Source organism: Promicromonospora vindobonensis, from assembly GCF_042685865.1.
GTDB classification, from domain to species: domain Bacteria; phylum Actinomycetota; class Actinomycetes; order Actinomycetales; family Cellulomonadaceae; genus Promicromonospora; species Promicromonospora vindobonensis.
The window spans coordinates 1,248,575-1,269,340 of record NZ_JBHUOG010000002.1; the positions used below are offsets into that span (position 1 = coordinate 1,248,575).

At 72.0% G+C, this 20,766-nt stretch carries 20 protein-coding genes; 6 read left to right on the top strand and 14 right to left on the bottom strand.

The window, feature by feature from the left end; translation table 11 throughout:
• Positions 1-24: 24 nt before the first annotated feature.
• Positions 25-1,107, bottom strand: a complete 1,083-nt coding sequence (locus tag ACFS27_RS18825; RefSeq protein ID WP_377185875.1) for a DNA polymerase IV — start codon at positions 1,105-1,107, stop codon at positions 25-27.
• A 298-nt stretch (positions 1,108-1,405) separates the two neighbouring features.
• Between ACFS27_RS18825 and ACFS27_RS18830 the strand changes: the two genes are divergently transcribed.
• A complete protein-coding gene (locus ACFS27_RS18830; protein WP_377185877.1) occupies positions 1,406-2,035 on the top strand; it encodes a sigma-70 family RNA polymerase sigma factor in 630 nt (209 codons plus the stop codon).
• 111 nt (positions 2,036-2,146) lie between these two features.
• Here ACFS27_RS18830 and ACFS27_RS18835 read toward each other — a convergent pair whose 3' ends face one another.
• Together ACFS27_RS18835 and ACFS27_RS18840 are read right to left on the bottom strand one after the other, a co-directional pair.
• A complete protein-coding gene (locus ACFS27_RS18835; protein WP_377185879.1) occupies positions 2,147-4,903 on the bottom strand; it encodes a hypothetical protein in 2,757 nt (918 codons plus the stop codon).
• A 120-nt stretch (positions 4,904-5,023) separates the two neighbouring features.
• Positions 5,024-5,515 (bottom strand): hypothetical protein, encoded by a 492-nt coding sequence (locus ACFS27_RS18840; protein ID WP_377185881.1) that lies wholly within the window; start codon positions 5,513-5,515, stop codon positions 5,024-5,026.
• Positions 5,516-5,700: 185 nt separating this feature from the next.
• Between ACFS27_RS18840 and ACFS27_RS18845 the strand changes: the two genes are divergently transcribed.
• The 3 genes from ACFS27_RS18845 (at position 5,701) to ACFS27_RS18855 (ending at position 7,929) form a co-directional block, all read left to right on the top strand.
• Positions 5,701-6,897, top strand: a complete 1,197-nt coding sequence (locus ACFS27_RS18845; protein WP_377185883.1) for a sensor histidine kinase — start codon at positions 5,701-5,703, stop codon at positions 6,895-6,897.
• On the top strand, positions 6,894-7,505 hold the full coding sequence (locus tag ACFS27_RS18850; protein ID WP_377185885.1) for a response regulator transcription factor: 612 nt from the start codon (positions 6,894-6,896) through the stop codon (positions 7,503-7,505). Before ACFS27_RS18845 ends, ACFS27_RS18850 begins: the two co-directional genes overlap by 4 nt.
• Before the next feature lie 139 nt (positions 7,506-7,644).
• The gene (locus tag ACFS27_RS18855) at positions 7,645-7,929 is read left to right on the top strand and encodes a hypothetical protein (protein ID WP_377185887.1); all 285 of its coding nucleotides are present in this window, start codon (positions 7,645-7,647) and stop codon (positions 7,927-7,929) included.
• Here ACFS27_RS18855 and ACFS27_RS18860 read toward each other — a convergent pair.
• Entirely contained in the window at positions 7,893-8,294 is a 402-nt protein-coding gene (locus ACFS27_RS18860) for a YchJ family protein (RefSeq protein ID WP_377185889.1), read from the bottom strand. The two genes, ACFS27_RS18855 and ACFS27_RS18860, sit on opposite strands and share 37 nt — an antisense overlap.
• Positions 8,295-8,346: 52 nt before the next feature.
• The gene (locus ACFS27_RS18865; RefSeq protein WP_377185891.1) at positions 8,347-9,180 is read right to left on the bottom strand and encodes a helix-turn-helix transcriptional regulator; all 834 of its coding nucleotides are present in this window, start codon (positions 9,178-9,180) and stop codon (positions 8,347-8,349) included.
• A 101-nt stretch (positions 9,181-9,281) separates the two neighbouring features.
• On the opposite strand from ACFS27_RS18865, the gene ACFS27_RS18870 reads away from it, so the two are divergent.
• Positions 9,282-10,052 carry an SDR family oxidoreductase gene (locus ACFS27_RS18870; protein WP_377185893.1) on the top strand — a complete coding sequence of 257 codons (771 nt, stop codon included), beginning with the start codon at positions 9,282-9,284 and terminating at the stop codon, positions 10,050-10,052.
• Positions 10,053-10,070: 18 nt separating this feature from the next.
• On the opposite strand, the gene ACFS27_RS18875 is transcribed toward ACFS27_RS18870, so the two are convergent.
• From ACFS27_RS18875 to ACFS27_RS18915, 9 genes are all read right to left on the bottom strand, one after another.
• Positions 10,071-11,348, bottom strand: coding sequence for an endo-1,4-beta-xylanase (locus ACFS27_RS18875; protein WP_377185895.1), 1,278 nt, complete (start codon positions 11,346-11,348; stop codon positions 10,071-10,073).
• Positions 11,349-11,370: 22 nt separating this feature from the next.
• A complete protein-coding gene (locus ACFS27_RS18880) occupies positions 11,371-11,598 on the bottom strand; it encodes a helix-turn-helix domain-containing protein (RefSeq protein WP_377185897.1) in 228 nt (75 codons plus the stop codon).
• Positions 11,598-11,903, bottom strand: coding sequence for a hypothetical protein (locus tag ACFS27_RS18885; protein WP_377185899.1), 306 nt, complete (start codon positions 11,901-11,903; stop codon positions 11,598-11,600). The genes ACFS27_RS18880 and ACFS27_RS18885 overlap by 1 nt, the downstream gene beginning before the upstream one ends.
• Before the next feature lie 101 nt (positions 11,904-12,004).
• Positions 12,005-14,059: an ABC transporter ATP-binding protein gene (locus tag ACFS27_RS18890; protein WP_377185901.1), complete on the bottom strand. Its 2,055-nt coding sequence runs from the start codon at positions 14,057-14,059 to the stop codon at positions 12,005-12,007.
• Positions 14,060-14,132: 73 nt separating this feature from the next.
• Positions 14,133-15,956 carry an ABC transporter ATP-binding protein gene (locus ACFS27_RS18895; RefSeq protein ID WP_377185903.1) on the bottom strand — a complete coding sequence of 608 codons (1,824 nt, stop codon included), beginning with the start codon at positions 15,954-15,956 and terminating at the stop codon, positions 14,133-14,135.
• Positions 15,956-16,771 carry a TetR/AcrR family transcriptional regulator gene (locus ACFS27_RS18900; RefSeq protein WP_377185905.1) on the bottom strand — a complete coding sequence of 272 codons (816 nt, stop codon included), beginning with the start codon at positions 16,769-16,771 and terminating at the stop codon, positions 15,956-15,958. The genes ACFS27_RS18895 and ACFS27_RS18900 overlap by 1 nt, the downstream gene beginning before the upstream one ends.
• Positions 16,772-16,930: 159 nt before the next feature.
• On the bottom strand, positions 16,931-18,085 hold the full coding sequence (locus ACFS27_RS18905) for an SPFH domain-containing protein (protein ID WP_377185907.1): 1,155 nt from the start codon (positions 18,083-18,085) through the stop codon (positions 16,931-16,933).
• Positions 18,086-18,202: 117 nt separating this feature from the next.
• The gene (locus ACFS27_RS18910) at positions 18,203-18,631 is read right to left on the bottom strand and encodes an NfeD family protein (protein WP_377185909.1); all 429 of its coding nucleotides are present in this window, start codon (positions 18,629-18,631) and stop codon (positions 18,203-18,205) included.
• A gap of 235 nt (positions 18,632-18,866) precedes the next feature.
• Positions 18,867-19,652 carry an ABC transporter ATP-binding protein gene (locus ACFS27_RS18915; protein ID WP_377185911.1) on the bottom strand — a complete coding sequence of 262 codons (786 nt, stop codon included), beginning with the start codon at positions 19,650-19,652 and terminating at the stop codon, positions 18,867-18,869.
• A 311-nt stretch (positions 19,653-19,963) separates the two neighbouring features.
• Here ACFS27_RS18915 and ACFS27_RS18920 point away from each other — a divergent pair, with 311 nt between their 5' ends.
• Positions 19,964-20,725, top strand: a complete 762-nt coding sequence (locus ACFS27_RS18920) for a hypothetical protein (RefSeq protein ID WP_377185913.1) — start codon at positions 19,964-19,966, stop codon at positions 20,723-20,725.
• Positions 20,726-20,766 lie beyond the last annotated feature (41 nt).

Sequence of the window (20,766 nt, forward strand, 5' to 3'; positions counted from 1 at the left end):
GTCCGAGGTGCGCGTACGGGCCCTTCAGATCCGCCCGCGGACGGGCGTGCGCTCGAGGGGGTCACCACCGTCGGGCATCACCATCTCGGCGCGCACGCCGAGCAGGCGCACCTCGCGCCCCGGCTCCATGCCCGCTGCGAGGGCGAGGACGGCGGTGGTCATCTCGCCGAGCGACCGCGTCGGCGCCGGGAGCTTCTTCGAGCTGTTCTGGGTGAAGAAAGGTGCGTAGCGCACCTTGAGGCCCATCCGGAAGACCGGCCGGTCCTCCGCCTCGGTGTCGGCGTGCACGTGCGCGACCAGGTCCCGCAGGGCCGCCTCCACCTGTTCGGGCGTGGTGAGGTTCTGCTGATAGGTGGTCTCGCGGCTGTGCCCGCGTGCCACCCAGGGCGTGTCGTCGACGACGGCGGAGCCGTGCCCCCGGCCCAGGTCGCCGTACCAGGCGCCCATGCGCGGCCCGAACTCACCGACCAGCACGTCGCCGTCGGCCGCGGCGAGCTGGGTGACGGTGGTGATTCCGTGAGCGGCGAGGCGCTTGGACACCTTGGCGCCGACGCCCCACAGGTCGATCGTCGGCCGCTCCCCCATCACCTCGAACCAGCTCTGCTCGGTGAGGCGGAAGATGCCTGAGGGCTTACCGAACCCGGTGGCGATCTTCGCGCGGATCTTGTTGTCTCCGATGCCGACGGAGCAGTGCAGCTCGGTGGCGGCGAGGACCGCCTCCTGCACCCGGCGAGCGACAGCCTCCGGGTCGTCGGCGTCGCAGCCGAGGAACGCCTCGTCCCAGCCGAGCACCTCGACCACCGTGCCGAGCCCGCGGAGGGCCTCCATCACGCGCCCGGAGGCCTCGAGGTAGGCCTCGTGGTCGACGGGGAGGATGATCGCGTCCGGGACCTTGCGGGCCGCGAGGCGCAACGGCATGCCTGAGCCGACGCCGAACCTACGCGCCTCGTACGACGCGGTAGAGACCACCGCCCGCTCGGCCGGGTCACCGCGCCCGCCCACGATCACCGGCTGCCCGGCGAGCTCCGGGCGGCGCAGGACCTCGACCGCGACCAGGAACTGGTCGAGGTCGACGTGCAACACCCAGCGGAAGGCGCGCGGACCCATGGCACGAGTGTCCCGGGACGGCCCCGCGCTGTCACGTGGTGGCCGGCGCTGCCTGCGCCTGAAACTCGGGTTCTGGCCGGGAACCGCAGCAGCACGCCGTTATCGTGCCGTTATCTCTCACAGCGAAATCCTTCCCGCTTCCCCCGGGCCCCAAGACTCCATATGCTCCGGGCAAGGAAAGTTCGTCCCGCTCGTGAGGAGAGTTGCGATGAGAACTACCCGAAATCCCCGGTCGTCCCGTGCACGGCGCAGCAAGGAGCACAGTCCGCACCCGGCGTTGCCCCAGTCCTACGCTGCGATGATCGAGCGAACACCGGCGCTGGACGACGCGCAGCTCGAGTCGCTGCTCGAGCGAGCAGTCGCCGGAACGGACGCCGCACGTACCCTCAACGCCACTGCGGTCTCCCCCAGCTTCCGTATACAGCTCGAAGCGCGGGTCAAGGACGGGCAATACGCGAAGGAGCGTCTCGTCCTCGCCCACCTCCGCCTCGTCCCGGCCGTCGTGAGTGCCTACTCCGGCCGCCTGCCGTTCATGGACCTCGTGCAGGAAGGCAACGTCGGCCTGGTGCGCGCAGCGGACTCGTACGACCCCGCGCACGGCACGTTCGCCGCCTACGCCACCCGCTGGGTACGCCGCTCCATCGTCCGCGCGGTCGCCGCAGCGGAGCACGCCGAGTCGGCGAGCCAGAGCGGCCCGACCCCCGAGCAGACGATGCTGCGCCGCCGCGTCCGGCAGGCCCTGCGGCACCTCGACGCCGTGGAGGCCCGGGTCCTGGAGATGCGCTTCGGGCTCCTGGACGGCACCACGCGCACCCTCGACGAGATCGGCCGCCGCCTCGGCGTGACCAAGGAGCGCGTGGCCCAGATCCTCGAGCGGGCGCTGGCCCGGCTGCGCGACGTCGTCAGCCCGGCTCCCCTCGCTGCGTGACCGCCGGCTGGGCCCCCGACGGCCCAGCCGGCGTCAGCCGATGCCGTCGTCGGCCGAGTCTGCGGTTCCGCTTCGGGCGAGTGCCTCGTTCCTCGGCCCTCACCCTGCGCTTCACCTCCGCCTCAGCCGATCGACCACCTCGTCCAGCGCCTCGTGGTACGCCCACGACGACTGGTACCCGGAGTGGGTCGCCACGGCGAAGAGATAGGCCGACCGGTCCATCTCCTCCGCCCCGCGATCCACCTCGTTCACCCCGTAACCCACCACAGGGAAGCCCAGGAAGTCGGTGCGCCGCCACAGGTTCACCCACGCGGGCTTCGCACCGCAGGTCAGCAGTGACATCAGCGTGACCTGTACCCCCGAGCCGGGCTCGGGGCGCTCCGGCGTCAACGGCGCCGTCGGAGCCGCCCCGGGTCCGGGACCACTCCTCGACTGCCCACCCCACGGGTCCGCCGACCAGCCTGGACCGGTGCAGGGCGGCGTGCCGGTCGTCGTCGGGCCAAGGAGGTCCGGGAAGAACCGGCCGAAGAACGGCCGCAGCTGCACGCCGTAGGTCAGCAGGCCGATGCGGCCGTCCGTCAGGTCCGGCACGGGGTTGCCCGCCCGGATCAGGACCACCGCAGCGGCCAGCACACCGCCCATCGAGTGCGCGGACAGCACCACGCGGCGGGTCGGTGCGACGCGCTCCCGCTCGGCGTCGTCGGCGATGTCGGCGCCGGCGAGCCAGGCGTCGACCCGCGAGCGCACCTCTGGCACCACGCGCTCGGCGTAGCTCGGCGGGCCGAACGGGTGGGCGCTGCGCGGCAGGAAGCACAGCAGGTCCCACAGCAGGCCCCAGGGCCGGGACGGCCCGCCGCCCGTGCCACCGGCCAGCGCGCTGACCACCAGGGTCGCCGCGAGCACGCCGAGGGCCGGCACCGCGAGCCCGGACAGCCACGGCGGTACCTGGAGCGTGCCGGTGTCGCTGTGCTGGGCGATCAGCGGGATGTGCGCTACCAGCGCCGCGACGTACGCGGCGGCCGCCAGGGCACCGGCGGCGAGCTCCGCCCGGTGCGACATCGCGGCGACCTGCCGGCCGCGGAGCACCCGCTCCAGCACGGGGTTGGGGCCGCCGTCCGGCTCGGGGGCGTCCGCCACGGCGCGCCAGGCCGGCACCGCCGGGCCGTACGGCGGCCCGAAGGTGCGTGGCGCGGCGGGGATCCACAGCCTCCGGGAGCGGATCACGTCCATGACGTAGGGCCCGGCCATCGCCACGCCCAGCAGCACCACGAAGACCAGCGCGATCACCACGGACGCCGTGCCGAACTCGGTGTAGACGGGCGGCACGCGCACGAGGTCGGGGTCTGGCACGCCCGGCGCGATGCCGACCAGGCCGTTCCCGAGCGGCGTCGGCGTGACGTCCTCCCCGCTGCGCAGGAACCACTGCACGCCGAGCACGAGCAGGCTCGAGTACACCGCGGCCGCCGCGGCGGACACCAGCAGGAACACGCCCGGCCCTGCGCCGTTCCAGCCCTCGTGGGCCCGGCGCCGCAGCAGCATCGCCGCCAGCACCACCACGGCGGGGCTCAGGACGGCGAGCACCGCCACCGCGACGAGCAGGAGCCGCAGCGGGGCGGCCGGCTCGGTCACCAGCACCACGGCGAGACAGACGGTGGCGACGACGGGCACAGCGGTCCAGGCCGCGACGGCGCGGGTGCTGCGCGCCGTGCGCCAGGCCAGGCCGGTCGCCGCGATGCCGAACAGGCCCACGCCGAGCAGCGCGGGCACGAGGTCGAGGCCGATCAGCGCAGGCATGTCCTGCGGCGGCGGCCCGGCAAGGCAGGCGTAGCAGGCGAGCAGCCAGACGAGCAGGCCGGCCGCGAACACGCCGAGGCCGGCGCGGGCCTTCCAGCGGGGAGCGACGGCCTGGACGCCGTCGTCGTCGGTGCGCAGGGCGACGAACGCGCACGCGCTGACGATCACGACCAGCCCGGCCACGGGGAGGCCCGGCATGGGGAGGCCGGGGTCGGCGTGGCGGGTCCAGGTGAGGAACTGCCCGGTCAGGCCGAGGGCGGCACCCAGGTGCGCCCACAGCAGGCCCGACCCGGACCGCTCCGACCAGAAGCCGGCCCGGTGCAGCGGCGGGCCCGACGGCGCCACCGTGCGCCCGGCGCGCATCACCGAGAACTTGGACTCGAACCGGACCTGGCCGCTGTGCGCCACCGCCACCAGGACGGCGACCAGCAGTACCGGCGCGAGGGACAGGAGGGCCAGCCGGTCCCCGACGTCCATCCGCGCGAGGCCGTACAGCATCTCGGGGATGCGCGCGCAGACGGGGACCACGGAGTCGGGACCTGCCGTGGCCAGGCCCATGCAGCGCGTGCCGATCACGGACAGCGAGACCGTCGCCACCGCCGACACGAACAGGAGCGTGAGACCCAGCGCGAACACCCGCGTCAGGGCGGCGGTCGCCTCTGGACGCAGGCTGCCCGACGCCGGCCGGTGGGCGGCCGGCTCCGGTGCAGGGACGCGGCGGGCCCAGTACGCGGCGTTCGCCAGGCCGAACGGCACCATCGCCGCCCACAGGAGGCGCACCGCGAACGTGCCGACGACGCCGAGCAGCCCGCCGAACGGGAGGCCGCCGACCCGCGCCATCGCCCCCCACGAGTACGCCTCGCGGCGCACGTCCGGCCGGATCGCGTGGACGTGCCCTGGCGGTAGGGCCTTGTCGCGTGCCTCGACGTGCGGTCTCGGGGTCCAGAAGCTGCCCAGTCCGTCGCCGTCGGACCGGGTCACCTCGCCGCGTGCCAGGTCGAGGGTGCCGTGCGGCGGGGTGTTCGCGATGCCGTGGATCCGCAGCTCGAGAATGCTGGGCTGGGCGCTGTCCATAGCGCCCAAAAGTAGAGCGAAGCAGGGGCGACACGCGCGCCGCCACGCGCGGGCCGGGCACATCCTGGGTGAATCCCTGACGCGGCAGCGGCGAGCGGGGCCCGACGGCCCCGCTCGTCGTCATCGACCGTGGGTGTGCTCCGTGTACTCCGCCCTGCGCAGGAGCATCGCTCCCGCCATCGCGGGCACCATCAGGACGTGCCCCCAGAGCATCATGTCGTCCGCGGTCACCGCGCCGAGCCAGAAGAGCACCAGCAGCACCGCGAAGGGTGCCGCCATGGCCGCGTTCATCTCCCAGACCGGCGCCCAGCCGTGCCGCCGGACCCGCATCCACGCGGTCATGGCGATCACCATGTCCAGGACCATCACCATCGCGGCGACGTCGGACCGTCCGAGCACCGCCTCGATGCCGAACGCCGCTCCCGACCAGTCCCACACCGGCGCCAGCAGCATCATGCCGAGCACCATCACGACGACCATCTCGGCCAGATGGGCGAGGAACCGCAACACTCTCCGCCTCCGCGTCGCCGGCCGGAACGGGTGGGCCCCTGGGTGGGCCGCCGGGTGGCCCGCTGGGTGGCCCGCTGTCGCGCCTGCCGTCGTCTCCGTCATGTCCCCGTCTCCTTCGTCCGGGCGGCGTTCCTCGCCGCGCTGGACTCCACGCTGTCCGACGGCGGCAGCGGTCAGTAGTGCCGGACCACACCCGAGCGCGAGCACATGTCACCACCCCGCATGACAGATGTCATCAAGGCCTCCAGGACCGCCCGGACCGGCGTCGGCGCTGGCAGGATGACGTCATGAGCACCGCACGAGCCGTCGCCGACGACGGCGGCAGCGGCCTCGCGAGCTTCCGCCGCAACGTCTGGTGGGGCCTCGCAGGCACCGTGGCCTGCGTGCTGGGCTTCGCCGTCGGCGACTGGGTGCTGGACCCCGCTGAGCCCGCTGGGCTGCGCGCCCTCACGGGCCTTGCGACGGCGACCACCATCGTGGCCTGCGGTGTCCTGCTGGGCCGCCTGATCCGCGACGAGGCGCCGTCGGCCGGCTGGCTGGTGACCGCCTGCTGCGCGGCCGCCGTCGCCGCGACGGTGCCGCTCGCCCTCGGTGACTTCGGGGTCTGGTCGCTCGCGCCCGCCGCCACCATCTCGGTGCTGGTCATGTTCCTGCCCGTCCGCCGGGCGTGGGCGGTGCTGGGCACCGCGCTGGTCGTCCTGCCTGCGGTGGGCCTGAGCACGGCACTGGCTACCGGAGAGCCCGACGTGGGGCACGCGGTGTGGATGCCCGCCCTGATGGTCCTGGCGTTCGGCCCCGCCATGCTCGGCATGCTCCGCGGCTGGCAGGTCGCGGCCCGCCTCGACGACGCGCGGCGGCTCGCCGGACAGCTCGCCGTGGCGGACGAGCGCCTCCGGTTCGCCGCCGACCTGCACGACATCCAGGGGCACCACCTCCAGGTGATCGCGCTGAAGAGCGAGCTCGCGGCGCGGCTGGCGGAGGCAGACCCCGCGCGAGCGGCCGAGCAGATGCGCGAGGTCCAGCAGCTCGCAGGGGACGCGCTGCGCGAGACCAGGGCCCTGGTGCAGGGCTACCGCCGCACAACCCTGGACGCGGAGATCGCCAACGCGTCCAAGGTCCTCGCCGCTGCGGGCGTCGAGGTCCGGGCCGACGTCGACGCCGACCGCGCGGCGTCCCTCCCCGAGGGGCCGCGCGCCCTGCTCGGCCTGGTGGTACGCGAGGCGACCACCAACCTGCTGCGGCACAGCCGTGCCACCCGCGCGGCGATAGTCCTGCTGCCCGACGGCGCAGGCGCCCGCCTCACGATCGACAACGACGGCGCCCGTCCGGCCCCGCCCGACGACGGTCGAGGTGGCGGGCCCGCCGCAGCCGACGACGGCACCGGGCTCGCGTCCCTCGCGGAGCGGCTCGACGCCGTCGGCGGGCGCCTGTCCTGGGACACGGACGACGACCGGTTCGTCGTCACGGCTACGGTGACCGGATGATCCGCCTGCTGCTGGCCGACGACGAGGAGCTGCTGCGCGGAGCCCTCTGCTCCCTGCTCGACCTCGAGGACGACCTGCGGGTCGTGGCCCAGGCCGCCACCACGACCGACGCCGTGCGCCTCGCCGGCCAGCACCGGCCCGACGTCGCGGTGCTCGACCTGGAGATGCCGCCGACCGACGGGCTGCACGCGGCCGCGCAGATCCTGGAGCGGACCGACGGTACGCCGCCCCGCATCATCATCGTCACGCGGCACGCCAGGCCCGCCGTCCTCCGCCGGGCCCTCGTCGCAGGGGTCAGCGGGTTCGTCCCCAAGTCGACGCCCGCTGCACGCCTGGCCCAGATCGTGCGCGACGTCGCCGTCGGGCACCGGTACGTCGACCCGGAGATCGCCGCGTCGGCGCTCACGGAGAACGAGTGCCCGCTGACGGACCGCGAGCTGGAGGTGCTGCGCGCGGCCCGTGCGGGCGCCCCCGTGTCGGACATCGCGGCCGACGTGCACCTCGCACCGGGGACGGTGCGCAACTACCTGTCGTCCGCGATGGCAAAGCTCGGGGTCGCCACCCGCCACGCGGCGGCGCACCGGGCCTGGGAAGAGGGCTGGATCTGATGAAGGTCGACCACTACGACGGCTTCGCCGACAGCTATGCGGCGGAGAACGCCTCGAGCCTGCTCAACACGTACTACGACAAGCCGGCCATGGTCCGGCTCGCCGGCGACGTGAGCGGGCGACGCATCCTCGACGCCGGGTGCGGGACCGGCCCGCTGCCGGCGGCAGGCTCATCCTCTCGGTCAACCACCCCACTGTCCGGAGGATCACCGATCCGGACGAGGACTACTTCGCCACCACGCAGTTCTCGGACGAGTTCGAGCTCGCCGGCGAACGAGCGGTGCTGACCTTCTGGCACCGGCCCCTGCACGCGATGTTCGACGCGTTCGCCGCCGCGGGGCGGTGCGGCAGGGGGCCGTGCGACAAGAACCGGCACAGAACGCCGGCTCAGTTGTCGAGCGCCTCACGGTCGCCGTCGACGTAGTACCAGCGGCCGTTCTCGCGGACGAAGCGGCTGGTCTCGTGCAGGCTGCCGCGCACGCCGGTGGCCGGGTAGCGGTAGAAGGCGGTGAACTCGACGACGCCGACGGTGTCGAACGGCCCGCCCCGCTCCGTGCGGTGGATGTCCAGGCGGCGCCACTGCTCGTCACCGGACTCGACCGCGGGCGGCCGGGTCTGCGGGGCCCACGTCGCGAGCAGGTAGCCGGCGTCCCCCGTCGCGAACGCGGAGTACCGCGAGCGCATCAGCGCCTCGGCGGTCGGGGCGGTCTCGGCACCGGAGTGGTAGCGCCCGCAGCAGGCGCCGTAGGTGTCGCCGGAGAGGCAGGGGCAGCGTTCGTCGTCGTGCACGGGACGATCCTCGCACCCGACCGGAGCCGCGGGCGCCCCTTCCGTCGCCGGGCTACGCGAACGTCTCGTGCCCGAGCACGGCCAGCAGGCGGATCTTCTCCTCCGCTTCTGACCCCGGCGCCGGGGTCAGCACCACCAGCGCCTGCGACTGGTCCTCGGTGAACAGCGCCTGGCAGTCCACGTCGATGCGGCCGAGCTCCGGGTGGACCAGCGTCTTGTGGTCCTCGAACCGGCGGGACACCTCGTGCAGCTCCCACACCCGGACGAACTCAGGGCTCTCGCGCAGCAGGACGCGGAGGATCTCGTCGGCGGCCGAGCCGGGTCCCGCCGCCGCGTGCGCGGCGCGCAGGGAGGCAACCTGGCTGCGGCCCTGTCGTTCGTGGTCCTCGGGCGGGTACACGGCGCGTGACCCCGGTTCCATGAACCACCGGTACACCGAGCTGCGGCCCGGGCCGGTGGCGGGCGGCACGCCGAAGATCGCCTCGGCCTGCCGGTTCTGCACCAGCACCTCCCCCAGGCTCGACAGGATGAGCGCGGGCGAGTCCTCGAGCCGGTCCAGCACGCGCAGCAGCGCGGGGGCCACGTGGGAGTCGAGCGGCGTGCGTCGGGGCACGCCGTGCCCGGCGAGCCGGAACAGGTAGTCGCGTTCCTCGACGGTCAGGCGCAGGGAACGCGAGAGCGCGGCGAGCATCTGCTCTGACGGCTGCGGCCCACGCTGCTGCTCGAGCCGCGCGTAGTAGTCCACGGACATCCCGGTCAGGGCCGCGACCTCCTCGCGGCGCAGCCCCGGTGCCCGACGGCGCGGCCCGGGCACCAGGCCGACGTCGGCGGGGCGCAGGCCTTCTCGGCGTCTGCGGAGGAAGTCGGCGAGGGCTGCGCGGTTCATACGCCCATGGTGCGCCGTGCCCGCGGTGGGTACCAGGGACCGCCGGTCCCTGGTTCACCGGGTCTCTCCCGCGGTCGGCGCCGGGGCCGCACGGTGGAGACATGAACATCACCGGTAACACCATCTTCATCCCGGGCGGCAACCGTGGCATCGGCCTGGCCCTCGCGATTCGCCTCCAGGCCAGGGGCAACACAGTGATCGTCGGCGGCAGGGACACCGAGGCGCTCGACGCCGTCGCCGTCGACCACGGCTTCGCCACCGTCCGCATCGACACCACGGACCCCGAGTCGGTCCGGGCGGCCTCCGCCGAGGTGATCGAGCGGTTCCCCGACGTCAACGTGCTGGTCCCGATGGCAGGGATCATGCGCGCCGAGGACTGGCGCACCCCTGGCTTCCTCCAGGATGCCGAGGCCACCGTGGTCACGAACGTGCTGGGCCCGATCCGGCTGATCGCCGCGTTCACCGAGCACCTGCAGGCCCGGCCGGCTGCGACGATCCTCACCGTCTCGTCCGGCCTCGCGCACACGCCGCTGCGCCCGACGCCGACCTACAACGCGACGAAGGCCGCCGTCCACATGCTGTCCGAGACGATCCGCCTGCAGTTCGCGGGCACGAGCGTGGCCGTCACCGAGCTGGTACCGCCGTCCGTGCAGACCGAGCTCATGCCCGGCCAGGACACGAACGAGCACGCCATGCCGCTGGACGAGTTCGCCGACGAGGCGCTGTCGCTCCTCGAGTCCCAGCCGGACGCCCACGAGATCCAGGTCGAGCGGGTCAAGTTCCTGCGCTACGGCGAGGCCCGCGGCGACTACGACCAGGTCGTGGCGGCGATCAACGCGACAGACCCCCACGCGGCAACCCCCGCAACCTGAGCCCTGCTTCGTTGTGAGCTAGGCCGGTGTCAGGGTGGCCGTCAGGCTGGTCGCACCCGCAGCAGGCAGGTTCACCTCGGCGGCGGCGCCGTCGGCCGTGTCGATCCGGTAGTCGCCGAGGAACCCGGCGAACCGGACGCGGCCGGCGGCGTCGGTGCGCAGCGTCGTGGGCGGCAGCCACCACTCGCCCTTGACGAGCTCCTGGAGCCGGTCGAACGCGGGCTTGCGGGAGCCGTCCGCCCGCAGCAGGCCACCGGGCGCGCCCAGCCACATCCCGCGGTCCGACAGGCCCCAGTAGGTCATGGCCTCCACGCTCGGATGGGACACCAGCGTCCGGTAGTGCCGCTCGACCTCGTCGGCCTGGCGTTCCTCCCCCTCCGGCGTGGACGGCCACGACTCGACCTGCCAGTCGTTGAGGTCCTCGATGTGCGCCGGCATCACGTCGCCCGACATCAGCGTCGTCTCCGTGAAGTGGATCGGGATGTTGTACCGCGAGAACCGGTCCAGGACGGCGAGGGTCTTCTCCTCGCCCCAGTAGCCCTGGTGCATGTGGCTCTGCAGGCCGAGCCGGTCGATCGGGATCCCCGCCTCCAGCACCGCCTCGACGAGGCACTCGTACGCCGTCGACATGTCGAAGTCGTTGAGCAGCAGCGTCGCGCCCGGGTTCTCGGCACGGGCCTCCTCGAACGCCATCCGGATCATCTCGACGCGGCCCTTGCGGCGCGCCAGCGGTGTGACCGCGTTCTCCTCCGCGGTGAACACGGGCATGATCACCACCTCGTTGATCGCGTCCCACGTGTCGATCACGCCGCGGAACGCCGCGACGTCGCGCCGGATGCGCTCGCGCTGCAGCCGCTCGACCTCGGCGTCGGGCAGCCCACGGAGCCAGCCCGGCTGCACCGTGTGCCACACCAGCGGGTGCCCCTTGACCACGGTGCCGCGCTCCGCGAACCAGCGTGCCGCGGCGAGCAGGCGCTCCGTCTGCGGCGCCCCGCGCTCCGGCTCGAACGTGCCCCAGTAGAACGGCAGGGTGGTCTGGTTGAAGACGTCGAACCAGGCGTCGGAGAGGCGGCCGTCGTACTCCGGGTCCTGCGAGGCGCCGTTCGCGAGGTCCACCAGGTCGAACCCGATGCAGCCGAACAGGAACGCGTGCCGCGTCTGCCGCACGACGACGGCCCGGTCGGCCAGCAGGGTGCCGTCCGGTCCGCGCAGGGTCACCGTCGCGTCGGCGCGCCGGTGCGCCAGGCTCGGGTCGGGCGTGCGTCCTTCGGTGGGCGCGGTGAAGAGAGAGGTCACGCGCCGACCCTAGCGGCGCGGCTCACGGTCGTGGGGTCACCACCAGCAGGTCACCCACCTCGCACTCCAGCACGTCGCAGATCGCCGTGAGCGTGGAGAAGCGCACCGCCTTGGCCCGGTCGTTCTTGAGCACCGACAGGTTCACGACCGTGACGCCGACCAGCTCGGCCAGCCTGGCCAGCGTCATGCCGCGCTCCTCGAGCAGCTCGTCGAGGCGGCAGTGCACGCGGCCGTCGTCCTCGGTCGGCATCAGACGAGGCCCTCGGTGTCCTGCTGCAGGCGGGCGCCGCGCTGGAACGCATAGCCGACGGTGGCGAGCAGCAACCCCGCCATGGCCATGACCAGGTTGATCTCCAGTGTCATCCCCGGACCGGAGCCGACGCCGACGCGCGCCAGCGCACTGGTCGCCGCAGTGCCCTGGAGCGACGGGATCGCCACGGAGCCCAGCGCGAGCGCGGCCGCCGCGACGTTGATGGCGCGCAGGCTCACCGAGGCGAAGAAGTCGCCGCGCCGGAACGAGCCGCCAAGGACGGTGAAGCACACGGCGACCGTCATCAGCGTGATCGTCGGTTGCTCTGAGTAGACATCGTCCACTCAGAGCAACCCACCCCGCAGACTCAGGGTCGCCCCGTGAGCTCACGCCGCCGAGCCGCCGGTCACGGCGCCGCAGTCTCCTCCACGATCGGGGCCGCGAACTGGCTCGCGTAGAGGCGCGCGTACGCGCCGTCGGCCGCGAGCAGCTCGTCGTGCGAGCCCTGCTCCACGATGTCGCCGTGCTCCATCACGAGGATCACGTCGGCATCGCGGATCGTGGACAGCCGGTGCGCGATGACGAACGAGGTCCGGTCCTTGCGCAGTCGGTTCATGGCCTCCTGGACGAGCACCTCGGTGCGGGTGTCGACGGACGAGGTCGCCTCGTCGAGCACCAGGATCGCCGGGTCGGCGAGGAAGGCCCGCGCGAGCGTGAGCAGCTGCTTCTCGCCCGCGCTGACGCTGGAGCCCTCCTCGTCCACGACTGTGTCGTAGCCGTCCGGGAGGGTCCGCACGAACGGGTCCACGTGGGTGGCCCGGGTCGCGGCGAGGAATTCCTCCTCGTCCACCTCGGCACCATCGGGCACCCCGTACCGGAGGTTCTCCTCGATGGTGCCCTTGAAGAGCCAGGTGTCCTGCAGCACCATCCCGACCGACGAGCGCAGGTCGTCACGCGACATGTCGCGCGTGTCGACGCCGTCGAGCGTGATGCGCCCGCCGTCGACCTCGTAGAACCGCATGAGTAGGTTCACGAGCGTCGTCTTGCCAGCACCCGTCGGGCCGACGATGGCGATGGTCTGCCCCGGCTCCGCGACCAGGTTCAGCCCGGTGATGAGCTGCTGATCCGGCGTGTACGAGAACGCGACGTCCTCGAACGCGACCCGCCCGCGCACCGGCTCGACCTTCTGCGACTCGGCCGGGTCAGCGGACTGCTCCGGCGCGTCCAGGAGGTCGAACACCCGCTCGGCGGAGGCCACGCCGGACTGCAGCAGGTTCATCATCGAGGCGACCTGGGTGAGCGGCTGCGTGAACTGGCGCGAGTACTGGATGAACGCCTGCACGTCACCCAGCGACAGCGTGCCGGACGCCACGCGGAGCCCGCCGATCACCGCGACGAGCACGTAGTTCAGGTTCCCGAGGAACCCCATCGCGGGCTGGATGGTGCCCGAGATGAACTGCGCCTTGAAGCTCGACGAGTACAGCGCGCCGTTCTCCTTGGCGAACACCTCGGCGGTCGACTCCTGGTGCCCGTAGACCTTCACGAGCGCGTGGCCGGTGAACGACTCCTCGATGTGCGCGTTGAGCCGTCCGGTGGCCGCCCACTGCTCCACGAACTGCGGCTGGCTGCGCTTGGCGATCTGCATCGTCACGATCACGGACAGCGGCACGGTCACGAGCGCCACGAGCGCGAGGAGCGGCGAGATCCAGAACATCATGCCGAGCACACCCACGACGGTGAGCACTGCCGTCACGAGCTGCGCGAGGGTCTGGGTGGTCGTCTGCGCCACGTTGTCGATGTCGTTGGTGACCCGCGACAGGATCTCGCCGCGCTGCTTGGCATCCACGTAGGACAGCGGGATCCGGTGCAGCTTCGACTCGACGTCGTCGCGCAGGTTCCGCATGGTCCGCTGCACGACGCCGGTGGTGATGCGCGCCTGCAGCCAGCCGAACAGGAAGGCCCCCACGTAGGCGGCGACCACCCAGCCGAGGGTCTGCATCAGCAGCGTGAAGTCGATGCCCTGGCCCGGCACCAGGCCCGGCATACCGGAGATCAGGTCGGCCATCTGGTCCTGGCCCTGCTCGCGCAGCCCCTCGATCGCCTGTTCCTTGCTCACGCCGGCGGGCAGCTGGGCGCCCACGAAGCCGGCGAAGATCACGTTCGTCGCGTTGCCGAGCAGCTTTGGCCCGAGCACGGTGAGCGCCACCGAGCCGATGCCCAGCGCCAGGAGCACCACGACGTTCAGCCGCTCGGGGCGCAGCGAACCGGCGAACCGGCGCAGCGAGCCCTTGAAGTCCATCGGCTTCTGCACGGGCATGCCCATGCTGCCCATCGGTCCGCCACCGCCGGGGCCACGCCCCGGGGGCGGTGCGGCGGGTGCGGTGGCCGGGCCCGTCTTGCCCTGTGGCGTGGCAGCGGCCGATGCGCCCGCCGTGCCCTGTGGCTTGTCGTCCGCGCTCATGCGGCCTCCTCCAGTGTCTTGCGGGACACCCGCACCCGGTCGGCCCGCACGATCGGGGCTCCGCCATCGTCGATCATGCGGCCTCCTCCAGGCTCATCTGGGACGTCACGATCTCCTGGTACGTCGGGTTGTCGGCCAGCAGCTCGGTGTGCGTGCCACGGCCGACGATGCGGCCGTGGTCCAGCACCAGGATCTGCTCGGCGTCGCGGATGGTCGCCACCCGCTGCGCCACGATGATCGTCGTAGCGGAGCGGGTCCGCGGCCGCAAGGCAGCTCGCAGTCGCGCGTCGGTTGCGTAGTCGAGAGCGGAGAAGCTGTCGTCGAACAGGTAGATCCGCGGCCTGCGGATCACTGCCCGCGCGATGGCGAGCCGCTGCCGCTGCCCGCCGGAGAACGTGGAACCGCCCTGCGCGACCACCGACTCCAGACCGTCCGGCAGCGCCTCGACGAAGTCGCGCGCCTGCGCCACCTCGAGCGCCGCCCACATCTCCTCCTCGGAGGCGTCGGGCTTGCCGTACCGGAGGTTGTCCGCGATGGTGCCGGTGAACAGGAAGGCCTTCTGCGGCACCAGGCCCATCACAGAGCCCAGGTCCCGCTGCAGGACGTCGCGCACGTCGATGCCGTCGATCCGCACGGAGCCCCCCGTCGCGTCGAACAGCCGCGGCACCAGGTTGAGCAGCGTCGACTTGCCGGAGCCCGTCGAGCCGATGATCGCCGTGACCTGGCCGGGCTCCGCTGCGAACGTCAGCTCGTGCAGCACCGGCGCCTCGGCGCCCGGGTAGCGGAACTCGACGTCCTCGAAGGTGACGCGCCCGCGTGGGCCGTCGCTGGACGGGTCCGCGTCGTCCGCCTCGTGCGCTCCGCCGGTCGAGCCGGTCGAGCCGGTCGAGCCGGTCGAGCCGGTCGAGAGCCCTGGCAGGCCCACGGGGGCCACCGGGTCGACGACCGAGGACTCGGTCTCCAGGACCTCCCCGATGCGCTCCGCCGCGACCGCGGCGCGCGGGATCATCATGAAGATCATCGTGGACATCATCACGGCCATGAGGATGTACATGAGGTAGCTCAGGAACGCCGTCAGGGAGCCGATCTGCAGGCCGCCCGCCTCGATCTCGCGCGCGCCGAACCACAGCACCGCCACCGACGACATGTTCATGATCAGCATGACCACGGGGAACGTGAGCGCCATGAGCTGACCCGCGCGCAGCGACGTGTCGAACAGCTCCTCGTTCACCGTGCCGAACCGGTCCTTCTCCCGCTGCTCACGCACGAACGCGCGGACCACGCGCAGGCCGGTGATCTGCTCGCGCAGCACGGCGTTGATCGCGTCGATGCGCTTCTGCATGCGGCGGAAGTGCGGCACCATGCGCCACACGATGAGGCCCGCCGTGACACCGAGCACCGGAACGATGACCAGCAGGAGGGCGGACATCGTCACGTCCTCGGACAGCGCGAGGATGACTCCGCCGACCAGCATGATCGGCGCCATCACCATGATCGTGAACGTCATGAGCACGGTCATCTGGACCTGCTGCACGTCGTTGGTGCCGCGGGTGATCAGGGTGGGCGCGCCGAACTGCGCCATCTCCCGCGCCGAGAAGGTCTGGACGGTCCGGAACAGGTCGCGCCGCAGGTCCCGGCCAAAGGCCGTGGCGACCTGGGCACCGAAGTAGACGGCGACGACGGAGGCGACGACCTGGCCGAGCGAGACGACGAGCATCCAGCCGCCGGTGCTCCAGATGCGGCCGATGTCGCCGACCACCACGCCGTCGTCGATGATGTCTGCGTTCAGGCTGGGCAGATACAGCGCACCGAGCGTCTGCACCAGCTGCAGGACGAGCACCGCTACCACCGCCCAGCGGTACGGACCCAGATACTTCCGGGCAAGCGTGACGAGCATTAAAGAGAGTTCCCTTCGGGACTGGGGGCCGGAGAACCAGAGACTGGGGAGCCCGGTGCGGCACTACTGGAGGTTGCAGGGTCGGGTCCGGCGGAGCCAGCCTTTTTCCCGGAACCGGCAAGACCGTTCACGAGCGCGTCGGCCAGGACGTCGGCGGGCACCTCGGGCTGCAGGTGGTCGATCCGCGCGTGCGCACCGGTGATCGCCGACTCGATCAACGAGATCGCCACCTCGACCGGTACCCGGAGGCGGTGGAGGTCAGGCGTCAGGACGGCGGTGATGCCCTCGACCGTCGCCTCGTGCTGGCGGGCGCGCTGGTCCAGGAACATCCGGCGATAGCTGTGCATGCGCTCGTGCTGGTCGGCGGCCCCACCCGCGCCGGGAACCGTACCCGGCGGACCCGGCGAAACCCCAGGCACCACGGGTGGGCTCGACGGCGTGCCCTGCGAGGGCGCCATGCGGCGCAGCACCGACATCCACCGCATCACCTCGGTCATCCGGTGGCGGCTCAGCTCGATCACGAGCTCCAGCCGCCGTTCCAGCGGCAGCGCCGGGTCGATCCCGGTCAGCTCAGCGAGCGTCTCCTCGGGGCGGCCCGCGCGGGACAGGCCCTCCACGGCGACCGCACCGACGAGCGCCGTCTTGTCGCCGAACGCGCGGAACAGCGTGCCCTCCGCCACGCCCGCCGCCTCGGCGAGCTCACGGCTGGTGACGTCGACGCCACGCTCGGCGACCAGGGGCATCACCGCCGCAGCGATGGCAGCCCGCCGTTCGTCCGGGGTCATCGGCGAGGCTCGGCGCCGTCCGTTGTCCATGCCGCCGACGGTAAATGAGTGAGCACTCACTCCGCAACCGGTTTTCCGCTGAGCGAATCTCGTCGCACCGGCGGAGGGGCCCGGGCGGGCCTCCCCGGACATGCCGGAAGCCCCCCGGTGCGCACACCGAGGGGCTTCCGAAAGCTGCTGACGTAACGGTCAGCCGGCCGGCGGTGCCGGGGGCACCGGCGGGGGCGGCGTCGAGCCGCCTCCGGGCTGCTGGCCGCGCTCGGTCCGCGGGTCGAACGGCTCGCCCGACCGGGTACCGGCGCTCGTCGCGTCGGCCACGGCGGCCTCGGCCTGGCGCTGCGCCTCGGCGAGTGCCTCGCTCGGGTCCTGCAGCAGCGGCTTGTCGAGCACCGACGTCGTCGGACGCGGGCCGCTGCCCGAGTCGTCGCCACCGGTGGGGTCCGGGATGCCCGGCGTGCCCGGCGTGCCGCCGAAGCCCTTGGCGATGCTGCCCAGCGCCGCGGTGAACTCGGTGGGGATGACCCACGTCGTGTTCGAGTCGCCCTTCGCGAGCTCCGGCAGCATCTGCAGGTACTGGTAGGCCAGCAGCTTCGGGTCGGCGTTGCCGCGGTGGATGGCCTCGAAGACCTGGATGATGGCGCGCGACTCACCCTCGGCCCGGAGGATCTGCGACTGCGCGTCACCCTCGGCGGTCAGGATGGCCGACTGCTTCTCACCCTCGGCGGTCAGGATCGCCGACTGCTTGATGCCCTCTGCCGTCAGGATCGCCGCACGGCGGTCCCGCTCGGCGCGCATCTGCTGCTCCATCGCGCCCTGGATCGAGGGCGGCGGCTCGATCGACTTGAGCTCGACCCGGTTGACGCGGATGCCCCAGCGCCCGGTCGCCTCGTCGAGCACGCCACGGAGCTGGCCGTTGATCTGGTCACGGCTGGTGAGCGTCTGCTCGAGGTCCATCGAACCGATGACGTTACGCAGCGTGGTGACCGTGAGCTGCTCGATCGCCGTGATGTAGTTCGCGATCTCGTAGACCGCCGACTTGGCGTCCGTCACCTGGAAGTAGATGACGGTGTCGATCTCGACCACCAGGTTGTCGCTGGTGATCACCGGCTGGGGCGGGAACGACACGACCTGCTCACGCAGGTCGACGCCGGCGCGGACACGGTCGACGAACGGCACCAGCACGTGCAGGCCGGGGTCGAGCGTCTTCGAGTACCGACCCAGGCGCTCGACCACGAGCGCCACCGACTGGGGAACGATCCGCACCGCACGGATCACCGCGACAACACCGACGATCACGACCAGGGCAATGATCAGATAGAGCAGGACTTGCCCGAATGACTCCACGACGTCTCCTTACGCGGGCTCCTAGGCCCGCACGGACGATTCAAGCTTCTGACTGGACTTGTCTGGGTACTGCTTCACGCTGCTACTACTTCACGAGGACGCCCAGGAACCAGGCGGCTACGCCGGCTCGACGACGGCAGTAGCACCGTCGATCTGGACCACACGAACGCTAGTGCCGGCGGGCAGCAGAGGCGAGCCGGGTACGGCCCGTGCGCTCCACACCTCTCCGCTGAGCTTGATCAGCCCGGAGGCCGTGCTGACCTCCTGGACCACCGACGCCGTGCGCCCCACGTTCGCCTCCGCGTTGGTGGGCGCCTTCGGCGTGTTGTTGCGCAGGTGGCGGATCAGCGTGGGCCGCAGTGTCACGAGCAGCACCACCGATGCCACCACGAAGACGATGGCCTGCACCCACAGCGGGGCACCGGCTGCGTTCGCCACACCTGCGGCCAGCGCGCCGCCCGCGAACATGATGAAGACGAAATCCAGCGACAGGAGTTCGATCAAAGCGAATACCAGCGCGGCTCCTACCCACCACAACCAGTCCATGGGTGCTCCCTCCGAGCGTCCACTCCGGCTGGCGACCGGTCGCCGGCGGAACCTCTCCGCCAGCGGGCCCTCGCGGTGAATCTACCGCCACCTCGGACCTTTGCCCGGACTTTACCAAGGTCCACTGACACAGTGGTAGCCAAAACCGGCGTTTCACCGGGATTTCTCGGGTGTGCTCACTATTTCAACGGCGGAAGGGCCCACGCGCCTTAAATTCGCGCGTTACGGCAGCCCGTCAGCGGGCCGCGCGCGCGAGCCAGCGCCCGCCACCGTGGGCCACGATGAGGGGCAGCCCGAACGCCTCCGACAGGTTGTCCGCGGTGAGGACCTCCTCGATCGGTCCGGCGGCCTGGATGCCTGCCTTCTTCATGAGCAGCAGGTGCGTGAAGCCCGGCGGGATCTCCTCGACGTGGTGCGTCACGTGCACCAGCACCGGCGACGCGGGATCGGCGGCGAGCTCGGACAGCGCGCCGACCAGCTCCTCACGGCCGCCCAGGTCGAGCCCTGCGCCGGGCTCGTCGAGCAGCAGCAGCTCCGGGTCGGTCATCAGGGCACGGGCGATCTGCACGCGCTTGCGCTCACCCTCCGAGAGGGTGCCGTAGGTACGGTCGGCGAGGTGGTCGACGTCGAACAGCGCCAGCAGGTCCTTGGCGCGCTGCTCGTCGAGCTCGTCGTAGGTCTCGTGCCAGCGGCCGGTCACGCCGTAGGCGGCGGTCAGCACGACGTCGCGCACCGTCTCGGCCGTCGGCAGGCGCTCGGCGAGCGCCGCGCTGGAGATGCCGATCCGCGGGCGCAGCTCGAACACGTCGACCCTGCCGAGGGTCGAGTCCAGGATCGTGGCCTCGCCCGACGTCGGGTGCAGGCGCGCTGCGACAATCTGGAGGAGAGTTGTCTTGCCCGCACCGTTCGGGCCGAGCACGATCCACCGTTCTCCCTCGTTCACCTGCCAGTCCACGGAATCAAGGATGGTCGAGGTGCCGCGACGGACGGTGACGCCCGTGAGTTGGAGAACCGAGCTCATGGGCACCGACGATACCTGACAGCACGGCTCTGAACTGTGGTGTTCGTCGCCGTCGCCCTTCCCGGGCGTCCTCCAGTTTCAGGTCGCGGGCGCGGCCTGCACAGAGGTTCCTGCGTCGTCCGGGCTGGTTTCGCCCACACGGGTGTGTGGGCCGGTGCCGTCCCGTCGGCAGGCATTGACGTCGGGGCAGAATCGTAAGGTGGTGTGCCGGGCCATACTCGAACGCTGGACCGGGACACTGACAGCGCCCTGCCACGACGTGACCGACGTTCGCGGACAAGCCCTGAGGAGGAGTCATTTACAGTTCTGCGGTGGACACCGATCAGGACCTCCCCCGGAGCGTGCTGCTCGCCCTGTGGCTGCAGGGCGTAGGCGACACCTCGGACGCCGTCAAGTCCGTGGTGGGCGACGACGAGCCGCACACGGTGGAGGGGCTACCCGGCTTCGCCGACGGCACCGACCTCGACACCCTCTTCACCGCCTGGACGACGGGGCCGCGCGAGGTCTGCGCGCTCCTGCCCGCGCCCGGCGATCCCGCGGGCGTGCCCGCTGCCGCCAACCTGGAGGCCACCGACGCCGGGGAGTGCGTGGTCGTCACGACGCCCGCTGGGAGCTGGGCGGCGGTCCCGCGGGTCCAGGCGTTCGGCAGCCACATCGAGCCAGGGCACATGGTGACGTGGCGCGTGCTGGAGGTGCCCGCGTGGACGACGCTGGTGCTCGGCGCCATCGGCTCGATCGCCGACGCCGAGCGGGAGCTGCGCACGAGCCTGATGACCGCGACGGACGCCCTGGACCAGCTCGACGTCGCCCGCTGGCGGGACGACGCCGCCGATGCCATCGAGCGGATCCGGGCCGCCACCACGTCGTCGTGGCCGGTGCCGCACCTGGACGGCCGGCGCGCCCGCGTGCTCGACCTCGCCGCCCGGCTGCGCGCGATAGTGGCGCTCGGCACGGTGGACGACGGCGGCGCCGTGAACGTCTTCCAGGTCGACCAGCGCTCCACGGCGCTGCGCGAGGTGGACCGCACGGCCCGCCACGCGATGAGCGCGGCCACCTACGGCGAGGTCCGCTGACCCCCTTGGTTGTGGGCGCGATCGTTGCGCCCGAAACGGAC